The organism is Rhizomicrobium sp., assembly GCA_037200045.1.
Lineage (GTDB): Bacteria > Pseudomonadota > Alphaproteobacteria > Micropepsales > Micropepsaceae > Rhizomicrobium.
The window spans coordinates 2,252,223-2,268,263 of sequence record JBBCHM010000001.1 but is presented as its reverse complement, the minus strand read 5'-3'; the positions used below and the strand labels follow the sequence as shown (position 1 = coordinate 2,268,263).

Annotated in this window: 12 protein-coding genes and 1 pseudogene; 7 read left to right on the top strand and 6 right to left on the bottom strand. The window is 65.8% G+C overall.

Translation table 11 applies throughout. The features are described from left to right. Nucleotides 1-2: 2 nt before the first annotated feature. Nucleotides 3-848, bottom strand: coding sequence for a hypothetical protein (locus tag WDM86_10915; protein ID MEI9990540.1), 846 nt, complete (start codon nucleotides 846-848; stop codon nucleotides 3-5). A 104-nt stretch (nucleotides 849-952) separates the two neighbouring features. Here WDM86_10915 and WDM86_10910 point away from each other — a divergent pair, with 104 nt between their 5' ends. Both WDM86_10910 and WDM86_10905 read left to right on the top strand, forming a co-directional pair. Next, nucleotides 953-2,362: a M20 family metallopeptidase gene (locus tag WDM86_10910; protein ID MEI9990539.1), complete on the top strand. Its 1,410-nt coding sequence runs from the start codon at nucleotides 953-955 to the stop codon at nucleotides 2,360-2,362. Between the two features lie 11 nt (nucleotides 2,363-2,373). Further along, entirely contained in the window at nucleotides 2,374-2,766 is a 393-nt protein-coding gene (locus tag WDM86_10905; protein MEI9990538.1) for a type II toxin-antitoxin system PemK/MazF family toxin, read from the top strand. 153 nt (nucleotides 2,767-2,919) lie between these two features. Here the strand turns inward: WDM86_10905 and WDM86_10900 are convergent, their stop codons facing one another. After that, nucleotides 2,920-3,918: a hypothetical protein gene (locus WDM86_10900; protein MEI9990537.1), complete on the bottom strand. Its 999-nt coding sequence runs from the start codon at nucleotides 3,916-3,918 to the stop codon at nucleotides 2,920-2,922. Between the two features lie 229 nt (nucleotides 3,919-4,147). Between WDM86_10900 and dnaK the strand changes: the two are divergent. The 3 genes and pseudogenes from dnaK (at nucleotide 4,148) to WDM86_10885 (ending at nucleotide 7,946) form a co-directional block, all read left to right on the top strand. Continuing rightward, a pseudogene (gene dnaK, locus WDM86_10895) lies at nucleotides 4,148-6,097 on the top strand (molecular chaperone DnaK). 83 nt (nucleotides 6,098-6,180) lie between these two features. Further along, nucleotides 6,181-7,311, top strand: a complete 1,131-nt coding sequence (gene dnaJ, locus WDM86_10890; GenBank protein MEI9990536.1) for a molecular chaperone DnaJ — start codon at nucleotides 6,181-6,183, stop codon at nucleotides 7,309-7,311. Between the two features lie 80 nt (nucleotides 7,312-7,391). Then, complete coding sequence (locus tag WDM86_10885) at nucleotides 7,392-7,946, top strand: hypothetical protein (GenBank protein MEI9990535.1); 555 nt, start codon at nucleotides 7,392-7,394, stop codon at nucleotides 7,944-7,946. Here WDM86_10885 and WDM86_10880 read toward each other — a convergent pair. Together WDM86_10880 and WDM86_10875 are read right to left on the bottom strand one after the other, a co-directional pair. Beyond that, a complete protein-coding gene (locus WDM86_10880; protein ID MEI9990534.1) occupies nucleotides 7,903-8,211 on the bottom strand; it encodes a hypothetical protein in 309 nt (102 codons plus the stop codon). The genes WDM86_10885 and WDM86_10880 overlap by 44 nt on opposite strands. 68 nt (nucleotides 8,212-8,279) lie before the next feature. After that, on the bottom strand, nucleotides 8,280-9,878 hold the full coding sequence (locus WDM86_10875) for a phosphoenolpyruvate carboxykinase (protein ID MEI9990533.1): 1,599 nt from the start codon (nucleotides 9,876-9,878) through the stop codon (nucleotides 8,280-8,282). A gap of 233 nt (nucleotides 9,879-10,111) precedes the next feature. On the opposite strand from WDM86_10875, the gene moeB reads away from it, so the two are divergent. Both moeB and WDM86_10865 read left to right on the top strand, forming a co-directional pair. Continuing rightward, nucleotides 10,112-10,897, top strand: coding sequence for a molybdopterin-synthase adenylyltransferase MoeB (moeB, locus tag WDM86_10870; protein ID MEI9990532.1), 786 nt, complete (start codon nucleotides 10,112-10,114; stop codon nucleotides 10,895-10,897). Between the two features lie 65 nt (nucleotides 10,898-10,962). Continuing rightward, the gene (locus WDM86_10865; GenBank protein ID MEI9990531.1) at nucleotides 10,963-12,687 is read left to right on the top strand and encodes a hypothetical protein; all 1,725 of its coding nucleotides are present in this window, start codon (nucleotides 10,963-10,965) and stop codon (nucleotides 12,685-12,687) included. A 199-nt stretch (nucleotides 12,688-12,886) separates the two neighbouring features. On the opposite strand, the gene polA is transcribed toward WDM86_10865, so the two are convergent. Together polA and WDM86_10855 are read right to left on the bottom strand one after the other, a co-directional pair. Beyond that, on the bottom strand, nucleotides 12,887-15,799 hold the full coding sequence (polA, locus tag WDM86_10860) for a DNA polymerase I (protein ID MEI9990530.1): 2,913 nt from the start codon (nucleotides 15,797-15,799) through the stop codon (nucleotides 12,887-12,889). After that, on the bottom strand, nucleotides 15,796-15,972 hold the full coding sequence (locus WDM86_10855) for a zinc-finger domain-containing protein (protein MEI9990529.1): 177 nt from the start codon (nucleotides 15,970-15,972) through the stop codon (nucleotides 15,796-15,798). Before WDM86_10855 ends, polA begins: the two co-directional genes overlap by 4 nt. Nucleotides 15,973-16,041 lie beyond the last annotated feature (69 nt).

Genomic DNA, 16,041 nt, shown 5'->3' with positions numbered 1-16,041 from the left:
GTTTATCCGGGCCGCAGGAACGGCCGCAGCACCATGCCCAGCATCACCAGGCTGACGAAGGCGCGGTAGAAAGCCAGCGTCAGCGCCATCGGAAAATAGTTCGGATTGGGCTCGATCTGCGAGAGCTGGCAGCCGAACGCGGCGGGGATGTCGAGCGTCGCGGCGTTGAACGTGTCGTTCAGCCAGAGCTGCGCCAATTGCTGGGCGCGGTCGCGTTCGGGCGAATAGCTCGCGGGATCGAAAGTCTTCAGGCGCAGCGCGCCCATCATCGTTCCTGTGCAGTGCGGCGTGACATGGCGCAGGCCGTAGCGGCCGAATTCGTCATAGGCGCTGGCCGGATCGGCGATCCAGTTGGGATTGCCGCGCTGGAACGGCACCGTCTCGCGCTCCAGGAAGGTGCCGAAGGCGACCAGCGCGAATGGCATCGCCAGGATGCCGAGCACGCCGACGACATAGAGGTGCCAGTAGAAATCGGGATTGCGGAAGGCGTGCACGATGGGGATCGCGATCAGCAGCGCCAGGAGCGGCCCCCAGATCCAGGTCGCGGAGTCGCGCACCACGATGAAGATGTCGAGGAACAGCAGGTCGGCGTCGCCCAGGACGTCCGCCGGATCGAAGGTGGCGACGAAGCCGTGCGGCAGCCACCAAAGGCTTGCCAGCCAGCTTCCGACCAGCGCCATGGCCAGCGCGAAAGGCGCAAGCAGCCAGGGATCGAAGCTGAAGCCCTCGCCCCGGCTGAGGCGGCGAAAGCCGGCGGCGATCTCGCGCAGACCGCGCCAGATCGCGAGCAGCCAGAGCACCGCCAGACTGAGCGCGCAAAGCTTCAGCAGGATGAATTCGGTCGCCATGGCCCCCTCGCGGAACCATAGCACAGCGGCGGCGTGACCGAATTGGGGCGATGACGCGACGCGGGAAATCCGGCATGGTTGGCCGCCCTCCAGCGAGCCTTGCCATGACCGTGCCCGCCTTTATCGAACGCATCTGGGAAGACGACATCCTGCCGGTGCTGACCGATTACATCCGCATCCCCAACAAGTCGCCGCATTTCGATCCGGAGTGGGAGGCGCACGGCCATATGGAGCGCGCGGTGGCGATGTTCGAGGCCTGGGCGCGCAAGAAGCTGGCGGGTATCGCGGGCGCCACGCTGGAAGTCGTGCGCCTGAAGGGCCGCACGCCGCTGATCTTCATGGAAATCCCGGGCGAGGCCAAGGGTACGGTGCTGCTCTACGGCCATCTCGACAAGCAGCCGGAGATGAAGGGCTGGGCGGAGGGCACCGGGCCGTGGACGCCGGTCCTGAAGGACGACAGGCTGTTCGGGCGCGGCGGCGCCGATGACGGCTATGCGATGTTCGCCTCGCTGGCGGCGATCCTGAAGCTGCGCGAGGAGAAGACCGATCACGCGCGCTGCGTGATCTGCATCGAGGCGTGCGAGGAATCCGGCAGCTACGACCTGCCGTTCTATATCGATCATTTGAGCGCGCGGATCGGCACGCCCGATCTCGTGGTGTGCCTGGATTCCGGTTGCGGCAATTACGACCAGCTCTGGCTGACCACCAGCCTGCGCGGCATCGCAATGGGCAATCTGACCGTCCGTGTGCTGACCGAGGGCGTGCATTCGGGCGATGCCAGCGGCATCGTGCCGTCATCCTTCCGCATCGCGCGCACGCTTCTGAGCCGCATCGAGGACGAGGCGAGCGGGCAGATGAAGCTCGACGAGCTCTATGTGCAGGTGCCGCCGGACCGGCTGGAACAGGCGCGCGCCTCCGCCGCGATATTGGGCGACGAGGTCTATACCAAGCTGCCGCTGGCCGGCGGGACCAAGCCTGTGGCGTCCGACCTCACCGAGCTGATCCTGAACCGCACCTGGCGGCCGCAGCTCGCGGTGACGGCGATGGACGGCTATCCGCTGCCGGAGAACGGCGGCAATGTGCTGCTGCCTTACACCGTCGCCAAGCTGTCGATCCGCCTGCCGCCGACCTGCGACGCCGAGCGCGCAACCAAGGCGATCAAGGCCAGGCTGGAAGCCGACGCGCCCTATGGCGCCGAGGTCGAATTCGACGCCGAGGCCGGCCAGACGGGCTGGAACGCGCCGGCGCTGGCGCCGTGGCTGGCGGCGTCGCTGAAGAAGGCGAGCGCGGCGCATTTCGGCCAGCCGGTGGCGTTCATGGGCGAAGGCGGCTCGATCCCCTTCATGGCGATGCTGGGCGAGAAATATCCGGGGACGCAGTTCGTGGTGACGGGCGTGCTGGGCCCGAAGTCCAACGCGCACGGGCCGAACGAATTCTTGCATGTCCCGACGGCGAAGAAGGTGACGGCCTGCATCGCCGATGTGCTGGCGGATCACGCGAGGCGACGCCCATAGGGCCACGCGCCGTGCCGGACGAACAAAGACCGCCATGGCTTGTGCCGCGCATCACCGCGGCACCGAAGATTCGGCAACTCTACTGGTGCGACTTCTGGAAAGATGCCGTGTTGCCCGAGTTCTGGAAGACCCGGCCGGTCATCGTCGTGTCCTATAAGAACACGCTGCATGGCCCGTGCTTGGTCGTCCCGACAACGACGATCCCACAAGACGACAACAGATGGGCGCACCGGTTGTCCGTGACGTTCGAGGGCGTTCAGTCCTGGGCGGTATGCAACCAGCCCGCGACGGTCTCGCCCAGTCGTTTCAGTCAGTTCCGGGGCCGGATTCCGCTCGTTCCAGAGGCCGATTTCAACGCGATTCTGGCCATTTTAAACCAATGGCTCCCCAAGCCATTTCCGTAATTGAAAATTCAGGGCTGTAATACTATGTTTCTTGCATACGCGGCCCCGAAAGGGTGTCCGTTGCCCGCAAGGGAGACAATCGACCAAGGGGAGCCCTAGAAAGCTCCCCTTTGGTTTTTCCGGCGGGATCTCAAGCCGCAGCACCGCCAAATTCTACCCCGCCGACAGCACGATCACGCCGACCGCCGCGGCGAAGAAGGCGATGTGGGTCGCGAAGCTGATGCGGTCCAGGCGCATCACGCGGTCGTCCGGCACGTTCGATGTCTTCTGCCAGCTCGCCATGGCCACCACCTGCGCCAGGGTCGCGATCACCAGCAGATAGGCAACGGCATAAATCTTATCCATCAACACCAGCGTGCCGATTTCCGGCAAATCGTCGGAATAGGATTTCTGCAGGAAGACCAGCGTCAGCAGCGCCGTCGCGGTCAGCGCGGTGCGCACGTCCACCAGGTCCGGCTTGATCAGGAAGGCCAGCCAGTTGGCGAACATCACGATCAACAGCGGCAGGAACAGCTTCCACAGGAAGAAACTCGCACGGCGCTCGATCGCGATGGTGAAGCGCAGGCTGGGATGATGCGTGCCCTCCACCACGTCGGGGGCGCCGAAATGCGTCGCATAGTCCTGCACGCCCGCCTCCGCATGCCAGCCCAGCATGCGCCAGCCGGGGATCTGCAAATTCGCGCCGACGCCGGAATCCTTCAGGTCCGGGACGTAGACGATGCGGTGATGGGCGTTGATCTCGTCCTCGATCACGATGCCCAGCGCCTGCCGGTCGAACGGGAAATCGATCAGGCTGAAAGGCTGGAAGAAGCGGCCATGGATCTGCAGGAGCTGGTAGAATGAGCCGTCGGCGAGCTGGCGCGGGGCGGCGAACAACTTCTGCTGGACGAAATTCTGCCGCTCGCTGGCATTGGCGAATTCCAGGCCCTCGGTCGGATCGACCGGGCCTTTCCATTTGAGCCACACATAGGCGACGACGTCATAGGTGCTGGCGGCGATGTTGAGGTCGTCCACCACGGTCGGGTAGACGCCGACCGTCACCACCTCGGCCGGCTCCGGCTGGGCCAGCGCGGGCGCGGCCCACAGCAGGGCCAGCGCCGCCAAAGTCAAAAGCCGTCTCACCGCCGCCGCCATCGCGCTTTTCCCGCCCATTTGCCCAACCGCTTATGCCAAAAAGTCGAGAGGATTGAAGGGCTTTCCGCGGGGCCCTCTTTGCGGCCCGCGGGGCCGGGGCTGCGAATCAGACCCCGGCCGCCCTTGCCGTGCCGATATGCCGACCCTATATACCCCATGACGCGGTAGGGGCCATTTCCCGGCCTTTTGCCGTGGTTTTTTATGCTAGGGGACGGCCCGGAGGGCGCTTCTTTGGAAGGCCAGGAACCCGTCCGCCAAAGGTAAGGAAACAGACATGGCAAAAGTTATCGGCATCGACCTCGGCACCACCAATTCGTGCGTCGCGGTCATGGAGGGGTCAGCCCCCAAAGTCATCGAGAATGCGGAAGGCGCGCGCACCACGCCCTCCATCGTGGCCTTCGCCCAGGACAGCGAACGGCTCATCGGACAGCCCGCCAAGCGGCAGGGCGTCACCAATCCCGAATTCACCTTTTTCGCGATCAAGCGCCTGATCGGGCGCCGGTTCGACGATCCGATGACCCAGAAGGACATCGGCATGGTCCCGTACAAGATCGTGAAGGCCGACAATGGCGACGCCTGGGTCCAGGGCCGCGACGGCAAGAAATACTCCCCCTCGGAAGTCTCCGCCTTCATCCTGCAGAAGATGAAGGAAACCGCCGAGGCCCATCTGGGCGAAAAGGTCACCCAGGCGGTCATCACCGTCCCGGCCTATTTCAACGACGCCCAGCGCCAGGCGACCAAGGACGCCGGCAAGATCGCGGGGCTCGAAGTCCTGCGCATCATCAACGAGCCGACGGCCGCGGCGCTGGCCTATGGCCTCGACAAGAAGCAGTCCGGCACCATCGCGGTCTACGACCTGGGCGGCGGCACGTTCGACGTGTCGGTGCTGGAGATCGGCGACGGCGTGTTCGAGGTGAAGTCGACCAATGGCGACACCTTCCTGGGCGGCGAGGATTTCGACCAGCGGCTGGTCGGCTATCTGGCCGACGAGTTCAAGAAAGAGAACGGCATCGATCTGCGCGCCGACCGTCTGGCGCTCCAGCGCCTGAAGGACGCGGCCGAGAAGGCGAAGATCGAGCTGTCCTCCGCGCAGCAGACCGAGGTGAACCTGCCGTTCATCACGGCCGATGCCTCGGGCCCCAAGCATCTGACGATCAAGATCACCCGCGCCAAGCTGGAAGCCCTGGTCGACGATCTGATCCAGAAGACGGTCGGACCGGTGAAGGCCGCGCTGAAGGATGCCGGCGTCACCGCGAACCAGATCGACGAAGTCATCCTGGTCGGCGGCATGACCCGCATGCCCAAGGTCCAGGAGATCGTCAAGAACCTGTTCGGCAAGGAGCCGCACAAGGGCGTCAACCCGGATGAAGTGGTTGCCATCGGCGCCGCGATCCAGGGCGGCGTCTTGAAGGGCGAAGTGAAAGACGTCCTGCTGCTCGACGTGACCCCGCTCTCCCTCGGCATCGAGACGCTGGGCGGCGTGTTCACCCGCCTGATCGACCGCAACACCACGATCCCGACCAAGAAGTCGCAGATCTTCTCGACGGCGGAGGACAACCAGACCGCCGTCACGATCCGCGTCTTCCAGGGCGAGCGCGAGATGGCGGCCGACAACAAGATCCTCGGCCAGTTCGACCTGATGGGCATTCCGCCGGCGCCGCGCGGCGTGCCGCAGGTGGAAGTCACCTTCGACATCGACGCCAACGGCATCGTGTCGGTGACCGCCAAGGACAAGGCGACCAACAAGGAACAGCAGATCCGCATCCAGGCCTCGGGCGGCCTTTCGGAAGCCGACATCAAGAAGATGGTGCAGGAAGCCGAGAGCCATGCCGCGGACGACAAGAAGCGCCGCGCCACGGTGGAGGCCAAGAACCAGGCCGACGCGCTGGTCCATTCGACCGAGAAGGCGCTTTCCGAGCATGGCGACAAGGTCGGCGCGGAAGAACGCACCGCGATCGAGAACGCGATGGCCGCGCTGAAGGAAGCCTCCAAGGGCGACGATGTCGACGCCATCCAGGCCAAGACCCAGGCGCTGGCGACCGCTTCGATGAAGCTCGGCGAGGCGATGTACAAGGCGGGCCAGGCGAGCGCGGCGGCGGCGGATGCCGCGGCCGACGGCGCCGGCAACAAGCCGGACGACAATGTGGTGGACGCGGAGTTCTCCGAGGTCGACGACAAGAAGGACGGTTCGGCTTAATCGCCGGGCCCGGTAACAAAGAGCCCGGCGTGTCGAAGCGCCGGGCTTCTTTTTAACAAAGGGGCGAGTGCGCACAGACGGTCATGAGCAAGCGCTGCTATTACGAAGTCCTGGGCTGCCAGAAGGGCGCCGCCGTCACCGAGCTGAAGGCGAGCTATCGCAAGCTGGCGATGGAGCTGCACCCCGACCGCAATCCCGACGACGCGACCGCCGAGGTCAAGTTCAAGGAAATCAACGAAGCCTATGACGTCCTGAAGGACGATCAGAAGCGCGCCGCCTATGACCGCTTCGGCCATGCGGCGTTCGAGAACGGCATGGGCGGGCGCGGGCCCTCCGGCTTCGACTTCGCCTCTTCCTTCACCGACGTGTTCGACGATCTGTTCGGCGAGTTCATGGGCGGGCGGCGCGGCCGGCGGCAGAACCGCGGCGGCGATCTGCGCTATAACCTGGAAATCTCCCTCGAAGAATCCTTCAAGGGCCGGGGCGCCGAGATCAAGGTGCCGAGCGCGGTGGCCTGCGAGGCCTGCGGCGGCTCGGGCGCCGAGCCCGGCACCAAGGCCGAGCAGTGCCCGACCTGTTCCGGCATCGGCAAGGTGCGCGCCCAGCAGGGCTTCTTCACCATCGAGCGCACCTGCTCCACCTGCCGCGGCAATGGCCGCGTCATCAAGAGCCCGTGCAAGGGCTGCAAGGGCACCGGCCATATTCAGAAGGAGCGCACGCTCAGCGTCGACATCCCGCCCGGCGTCGAGGAAGGCACCCGCATCCGGCTTTCCGGCGAGGGCCAGGCCGGGCTGAACGGCGGGCCGGCCGGCGATCTCTACATCTTCGTCTCGGTGAAGGCGCATGAGATGTTCCAGCGCGAGGGCCACGACCTTTATTGCCGCACGCCGGTCAGCTTCGTGACCGCGGCGCTGGGCGGCACGCTCGACGTGCCGACGCTGGACGGCGGGCGCACGCGGGTGACGATCCCCGAAGGCACGCAGTCCGGCCGCCAGTTCCGCATGCGCGGCAAGGGCATGCCGGTGCTGCGCGGCGGCGGCATGCACGGCGATCTCTATGTCGAGGTCGCGGTCGAGACCCCGGCCAAGCTGACCAAGAAGCAGAAGGAGCTCCTGAAGGAGTTCGACAAGCTGTCCGACGCGAGCACCCATCCCGAAAGCGAAAGCTGGCTGGCCAGGGCAAAGAGCTGCCTCGGCGGCGAGACGAAGAATTAAGGGAGAGGGCGTTGCCCTCTACCTCTCGGTGTCATGCCCCGCATTCGCGGGCCATGACAGATTGAGCGTCGAAAGCAACTATGTTCGACACGCTTCGCTTCATCGGCCGCCTCATCGCGCAGCCTCGCGCCGTCGGCGCCATCGCGCCGTCGTCGAAGGCATTGGCGCGCGCCATGGCGGCGGAGATCGATGCCGCCGGCGATGGGCCGGTGCTGGAGCTCGGGCCTGGCACCGGCGTCGCGACCCAGGCGCTGATCGCGCGCGGCATCGCGCCGGAACGGATCTGGGCCGTCGAATATGACGGCAATTTCGCCAGGCTGATCGCGGCGCGCTACGCCGGCGTGCATGTGATCGCGGGTGACGCCTTCGATCTCGACAAGACGCTCGGCGGCCGCGCGGCCGGGCCCTTCGCCGGCGCAATCTCGGGCGTGCCGCTGCTGAATCATTCGATGGAACGGCGGCAGGTGTTCCTCGAAGGCGTGCTGGCCAGGCTCGCGCCCGGCGCGCCCTATGTGCAGTTCTCCTACGGGATGCATGCTCCCGTCGTGCCGCCGGCCGGCGTCGCGGTGCGTCAGGCGGCGTTCGTGCTGTTCAACCTGCCGCCGGCGCGGGTGTGGGTGTATCGCCGGTCTTAGCATCGCGCAGCACCAGGCCGAACATCTTGGCGGCGAAGAAGGTCATGTAGCCGCACGGCGAGATCAGCGTCACCATCGGCACGGTCGGGCCGATGAGGTGGATCGAGCCGTCGGCATAGACGGCGGGATTGGTGGCCAGCGCGGGGCCGATCTCCCATCTGGTCTGGCCGCACCACGGGCAGGTCTGCGCCTTGAGCTTGACCTGCATGTGCTTGGCGATGGTGTCGCGCTCGACCGGCGTCAGCATGCCGTTGGAATCGGGCATCGGTCCTCCACTTCATGCAAAAGGCCCGCGACAGGTCGCGGGCCTTTCGATGTTGGATGCGAAAACGACTACTCCGCCGCTTCCGCCAGCGCGGGCGCGGCTTCGAGGACATCGGGGCCGACATGGGCCTCGAACTTCTCGAAATTCTTGCGGAACATGCCGACCAGCTTGGTCGCCTGCGCGTCATAGGCCGTCTTGTCGGCCCAGGTGTCGCGCGGGTTCAGGATCTTCGAATCCACGCCATGCACCGCCACCGGCACGCGGAAGCGGAAATGCGGGTCGACCCCCATCTCGGCATTGGCGAGGCTGCCGTCGAGCGCGGCATTGAGCAAGGCGCGCGTCGCCTTGATCGGCATGCGCGAGCCGGTGCCGAAGGCCCCGCCCGTCCAGCCGGTGTTGACCAGCCAGCAATCGGCCTGGTGCTCGGCGATCAGCGCCCGCAGCAGGTTGCCGTATTCGCTGGGATGGCGCGGCATGAAGGGGGCGCCGAAGCAGGTGGAGAAGGTCGGCTGCGGCTCTTTCCCCAGCCCCTTCTCGGTGCCGGCGACCTTGGCGGTGAAGCCGGAGAGGAAGTGGTACATCGCCTGCGACGGCGTGAGCTTTGCGATGGGCGGCAGCACGCCGAAGGCATCGGCCGTCAGCATGATGACGTTCTTGGGATGGCCGGCGCGGCCTGTGTCGGACGCGTTCGGGATGAAATCGATCGGATAGGCGGCGCGGGTGTTCTCGGCGTAATGCGCGCTGTCGAGATCGAGCACGCGGGTGTGCTCGTCCATCACCACGTTCTCGAGCACGGTGCCGAAACGCTCGGTGGTCGCGAAGATCTCCGGCTCGTTCTCGCGGGAGAGCTTGATCACCTTGGCGTAGCAGCCGCCCTCGAAATTGAACACGCCGTGCTCGCTCCAGCCATGCTCGTCGTCGCCGATCAGGGTGCGCGAGGCGTCGGCCGACAGCGTCGTCTTGCCGGTGCCGGAGAGGCCGAAGAAGATCGCCGACTTGCCGTCCTTGCCGACATTGGCCGAGCAGTGCATCGGCATCACCCGCTTTGGCGGCAACAGGTAGTTCAGGATCGTGAACACCGACTTCTTCATCTCGCCGGCGTAAGACGTGCCGCCGATCAGGACGAGCTTCTTGGTGAAGTTCACCGCGATGACCGTCTTGCTGGCGCAGCCATGCTTGACCGGATCGGCCTCGAAGCTCGGCAGGTCGACGATGGTGAACTCCGGCGTGAAGCCCTTGAGCTGCTCCGCCGTCGGGCGGATCAGGAGCTGGTGCACGAAGAGCGAGTGCCAGGCATATTCGGTGACGATCCGCACCGGCAGGCGGTGCGCCAGATCGGCGCCGCCGAACAGGTCCTTGGCGAACAGCTCCTTGCCTTCGGCGAAGGCGATCATGTCGGCATAGAGCGCGTCGAAATGGGCCGGCGAGATCGGCTTGTTGTTGTCCCACCAGATGTTCGGCTCGCTGGCGGCGTCGCGCACGACGAATTTGTCGGAGGCCGAACGGCCGGTGTGCTCGCCGGTCAGCACGACCAGCGGGCCGTCCTTGGCCAGGCGCCCCTCGCCGCGCCGGATCGCGATCTCGTAGAGCTCCGCCGGGGTCAGGTTCCACCGGACCGCTTTGAGACCGCGAAAGCCTTGCTGCTCAAGACCATAGGCACTGGACATGGATTACCTCAAATTAACTAAGAGCGGGACCGGCGCCGGATTGGCGCTGGCTCTTCGGACTGGCTCGCAAAATAGAGACTGGCGCCCCTGCGAGCAACGCAAGCCTCCCATCAGGGTTTCTCAAGAAATGTTACTGATTTCAATTGGTTAAAATTGACAGCGGTGTCAATGGCGGGCGGTACGGCGCCGCGCATGACGGTTTTGGGACGCCCGCCAATGGGTTATGACGGCCCATGGCCCTGTCCGACGACGAGATCGACCGCTATGCCCGCCACATCGTCCTGCGCGAGGTGGGGGGCGTCGGCCAGCGCAAGCTGAAAGAGGCGAGCGTCCTGGTGGTCGGGGCCGGCGGGCTGGGCAGTCCGGTCATCCTCTATCTGGCGGCGGCCGGGGTGGGGACGATCGGGATCGCCGATTTCGACGATGTGAGCCTTTCCAACCTGCAGCGCCAGATCGCCCATCGCACGGCGGATGTCGGGCGGCCCAAGACGGCGTCGGCGCGCGATGCCGCGCTGGCGATCAATCCGAATGTGCGGGTCCGGACCCATGACATTCGCATCGCGCCGGACAATGCGCTGACGCTGATCGGCGGCTATGACATCGTCGCCGACGGGTCGGACAATTTCGCGACGCGCTTCCTGGTCAACGACGCCTGCTACTTCGCCAGGAAGACGCTGGTCAGCGCCGCGGTAACCGAATTCGACGGCCAGCTCGCGACCTTCAAGGCGCACCGGCCCGGCTGCCCCTGCTATCGCTGCCTGTTCCCCGAGGCGCCGCCGCCGGGCACCGCGCCGTCCTGCTCGGAGACCGGCGTGCTCGGCGCCGCGGCCGGCGTGATGGGGACGCTGCAGGCGCTGGAGGTGATCAAGGAGATCACCGGCGTCGGCGAATCCATGGCCGGCAAGCTTTTGATTTACGAAGCGCTAACCACCCGCTTCCGCACCGTGCGTTTCCGGCCCGACCCGGCCTGTGCCCTGTGCGGCATGGCGCCGACGATCCGCGCGCTCACGGACGCTTAGGCTTAACCGCGATTTAACAGGCCGAACGCATAGTGGACCGCTGCCGACACGGCCGCGGGGAACGCATGGCGCAGTCCATTCACTACGAAATCTTTTCCCGCCAGGGCGCCAAGGGCGCCTGGAAGATGCTCGACGTCCGCACCGAGCGCGACGCCGCGATCGAATACGCCCAGAACCTGATGAAGGACGAAAAGGCGACCGGGGTGAAGGTCGTCAAGGAGACCTATAACGACGAGACCGGCGATTATCTCACGCTGAAGATCTTCGAGGACGGCCACAACAAGGTGAAGACCACGCCGGCCCAGGAGGACGTGCCGCACGCGCTGCCCTGCTTCAAGCCGGACGACCTCTATTCCTACCACGCGCGCGCAACGATGACCCGGCTCATTCCGGACTTCCTCAGCCGCAACCGGATCACCATCACCGAACTCAGCCATCGCGCCGACCTTCTGGAGAAGCTCGAAGCCACCGGCACGCTTCTGCAGCACGCGATCCAGAAGATCGCGGTGGCGCAGGCGTCCTCGACCTCCACGCCGGTCGCCCAGATCATCAAGAGCCTGAACGAGCTGATCACCAAGGCGTTCAACCGCGTCTATCGCGACGCCCGCAACAAGCTTTTCCCCAGCACCAGGCCGGGCGCCTTCGGCGCGCTGGCGACCAGGCTGGCGGCGCAGCCCGACGGGCTCTATGTGCTGAACGGCGCGATCGCCAACCGCCTGAGCGATGCCCGCGGCTGGGACGACAAGGTGCTGCGCCTGCTGGACCTGATGCGCGAGGCGCCGGCGGAAGGCGCCGGCCGCACGCTGCTGCTGAGCGCGATCGACTCGCTCCTGGCCGAGATCCTGGCGGGGTCGGCGGCGCTGCACGAATTGATCGGCGCCAGCGAGAATCTCGGCGAGGCGCTGATGAGCCTGGTGCGGCTGTTCCTCGGCCAGGAGCCGCTCAACGCCGGCGAGCGCGCCGGACTGATCGCGCTGACCCAGAACTTCGCGGCCGACACCCTGCCCGAGGCGCGCACCGCGATCGCCAGCCGGATCATGGCGGAGTTCAAGAGTTCCAAGCGGCTGGTGCCCAACGCGCTGGACGAGGAATTCAAGACGCTGCGCCAGATCGCCAACCGGCTCGTGCTCGGAATCGGGAAATATCTCAGCCATGAGGACCTGATCGCCGCCTTCACGCTGCGCTCCAAGCGGCTGGTGACGCATGAGACGCTGGGCGAATACATGGCGGGCGCCGCGACGCCGGACGAGAAGCTGGAACGGCTCCTGTTCGTCGAGGAGAACATCATCGGCGCCGAGAACAAGCGCCAGCTCGCGAGCTTCGTCCTGCCGGTGCTGACCGCGTCGAGCTTCGACACCCACTTCACCGCCGCCCGGGCGCCGGCGCTGGCGCGGCTGCAGCGCCTGGCGCAGCTCCAGGCGCGGCTCATGCGCTCGGGCTTCCAGGAGAACCAGCGCCAGGAGATGGCGGACATGCTCGACAAGATCGCCTGCACGATCGAGGCGCGGGCCAGGATCTTCGAGGCGATCGAGGCCAAGCCGGGAAGCCCGGCCGACAAGGCGACCACGGTCCTGAAGCTATGCACCGGCGGCATGCTGACCGAGGGCCGCCTCGCGGCCCGCGCCCGCGACCTGGTGCTGGGCTATCTGGGACGGCCGGGATTTCTGAGCGGCTATATCGCGCAAGCGCCGGCAACGCGCGACGCCGACACGGCGATGGCCGAGCTGATGGCCATGCTGAGCAAGGCTGGAATCACCAGCGAGACGGGCCTTCGCAACATCGCGGCCTGACGCCGTTAAGGCCCTTGCGTCATCGCCCGCGCAGGCGGGCGATGACGATTGCTATTCCTCCTGTCATCCCGGCCAAGCGATGCGTCAGCATCGCGCAGAGCCGGGACCCATCAAGCAGGCGGCGCGGTGGGTCCCGGCTCTCGCCGTGCTCGGCCGGGATGACACTTTTTCCCTGTGCCGTTGAATGCAATCGCTGCGCCTAATGCGCCGCGTCCCAGTTCTGGGCGGCGCGGGCGTCGACCGTCAGCGGCACGCTGAGCTGGACGGCGGGCAGCGCCGCCTTCTCCATCACCGATTTCACCGCGGTCCGGGTCTTCTCCACCTCGGCATCCGGCACTTCGAAGATCAGCTCGTCATGCACCTGGAGCAGCATCTTCGCCGTCAGCTTTTTCGCCTCCAGCATGTCGGGCACGCGGATCATGGCGCGGCGGATGATGTCGGCGGCGGTGCCCTGGATCGGGGCGTTGATCGCGGCGCGCTCCGCCCCGCCGCGGAAGCCGGGCACCGGCGACTTGATCTCGCGGATATGGACGCGGCGGCCGAACAGCGTTTCGACATAGCCGTGCTCGCGCGCGAAGGCCTTGGTCGTCTCCATGTAGTCGCGGATGCCGGGGAAGCGCTGGAAGTATTTCTTGATGTAGTCGTCGGCCTCGCCGCGGCCGATGCCGAGCTGGTTGGCCAGGCCGAAGCCGGAAATGCCGTAGACGATGCCGAAATTGATCGCCTTGGCGCGGCGCCGGATTTCGCTCGGCATATCCTTGATCGGCACCGAAAAGATTTCCGATGCCGTCATCGCATGGATGTCGAGGCCTTCGGCGAAAGCCTTCTTGAGCTGCGGGATGTCGGCGATGTGGGCGAGCAGGCGCAGCTCGATCTGGCTGTAATCGGCGCTGATGAGTTTCGAGCCCTTGGGCGCGATAAAGGCCTGGCGGATGCGCCGGCCCTCTTCGGTGCGCACCGGAATGTTCTGCAGATTGGGATCGGTCGAGGCGAGCCGGCCGGTCGAGGTCGAGGCCATCGCGTAGGACGTGTGCACCCGGCCGGTCTTGGCGTTGATGTAGGTCGGCAGCGCATCGGTATAGGTGCCGCGCAGCTTGGCGAGGCCGCGCCAGTCGAGCACCATCCTGGCGATGGGATGGCCCTGCGCCGCGACATCTTCCAGCACGTCGGAGTCCGTGGACCAGGCGCCGGTCTTGGTCTTGCGGCCGCCTTCGAGCTTGAATTTGCCGAACAGGATGTCGCCGAGCTGCTTGGGCGAGCCGATGTTGAAGGTCTCGCCGGCCAGCTTGTGGATTTCGGTTTCCATCTTGGCCTGCGCCTGGGCGAAATCGTTGGAGAGCCGGCGCAACAGATCGGGATCGATCATCACGCCCTCGCGCTCCATATCGGCGAGCACCGTCACCAGCGGACGTTCGAGCGTCTCATAGACCGTCGTCTTGCCCTGGACCGGCAGCCGCGCCTTGAGCAGCAAATAGAGCCGCAACGTAACGTCGGCATCTTCGGCGGAGTAGCGCGTCGCCTCCTTGATCGGCACGCAATCGAAGGTGATCTTGTCCTTGCCCTTGCCGGCGACATCGAGGAACGAGATCGGCTTGTGGCTGAGATGCAGCTCCGACAGCTCGTCCATGCCGTGGCCGTGCAACCCGCCGTCGAGCACATAGGAGATCAGCATCGTATCGTCGTAAGGCGCGACGCGGATGTCGCGCTGGGCGAAGATCAGGAAATCGTATTTCAGGTTCTGCGCGATCTTGAGGATCGACGGGTCTTCCAGCAGCGGCTTCAGCCGCGCCAGCACGTCGGCCGCGTCCATCTGCACCAGCTCGCCGTCGCCGCCGAGATCGAAGCCGTCGCCCTTGCGATGGCCGCACGGCACGTAACAGGCCTCGCCCGGCGCCACCGCCAGCGACACGCCGCACAGGCCGGCTGTCATCGCATCGAGGCCGGTGGTTTCGGTGTCGACGCAGACGATCCCGGCCTCGCGGGCGCGGACGATCCAGGCATCGAGCTCTTTGGCGGTGGTGACGGTCTTGTAGGTGTCGAGATCGATCGGCTTGACGATCAGGTCGCGCACGGGCACGGCGCCGACATGGCTTTCGACCGCCTTCGTTGTCTCGCGATCGGCCTGCCGCACCACGCGGTTCGCGGCCGTAGCGGAGGGCTCGACCGCCGGCGCGATGCCTTCGACATCCTCGATGCCGAAATGCGCCGCGACGCGCCGGGTGATGCTGTTGAATTCCATCCCGCGCAGAAAGGCGATCAATTCCTTCGGATCGGGCTCGTGCACCGCGAAGCGCTCGGGCCCCTCGGGATATTTCGCATTCGCGTCCAGCGTGACGAGCTTCTTGGAGATGCGCGCGTTCTCGGCGTTCTCGATCAGTGTCTCGCGGCGCTTGGGCTGTTTGATCTCTCCGGCGCGGCTAAGAAGCGTTTCGAGATCGCCGTACTGGTTGATCAGCTCGGCCGCGGTCTTGATGCCGATGCCGCGCACGCCGGGCACGTTGTCGACGCTGTCGCCGGCCAGCGCCTGGACCTCGATCACCTTCGACGGCGGCACGCCGAATTTCTCCATCACCTCCGCCGAGCCGAGGCGCTTGTTCTTCATCGTGTCGAGCAGCGTGACCACGCCGTCTTCCACGAGCTGCATCAGGTCCTTGTCGGAGGAGACGATGGTGACGCGCGCGCCGGCCTCGCGCGCCAGGCGCGTATAGGTGGCGATCAGATCGTCGGCCTCGAAGCCGTCCTGCTCGACGCAGGAGACGCCGAAGGCGCGCGTCGCGTCGCGCACCAGCGGGAATTGCGGGATCAGGTCCTCGGGCGGCGGCGGGCGGTTGGCCTTGTACTGGTCGTAGATCGTGTTGCGGAACGTCACCGCGCCGGCGTCGAACACCACGGCGAGATGGGTCGGCTGGTCGGGACCCTTCATGTCCTCCAGGAGCTTCCACATCATGTTGCAGTAGCCGCTGACGGCGCCGACCGGCAGCCCGTCGGATTTGCGCGTCAGCGGCGGCAAAGCGTGATAGGCGCGGAACAGATAGCCCGAACCGTCGATCAGGTAGAGATGATCGCCCTTCTTGAGCGCGGCTTTTCCAGGGGATGGAGCCGGCTTGCTCAATGCCGATGGGCCCCCGGTTTGAGGACGAATTTGCGGTCGCAATAGGGGCACTCGACGAAATCCTTGTCCCCCATCTCCAGATAGACACGCGGATGGCCGAGCGCGCCGCCAATGCCCTCGCATTTCACGCGGGTATCGTCGACTTCGATAATTTCGGGGGCTTCGATGGGCATTTTGCGGGGTTTTTATGGTTTCGGCGGCGGATCATAGTCGCCCGCACCGGGGCCGCAAGCGCCTTTGCC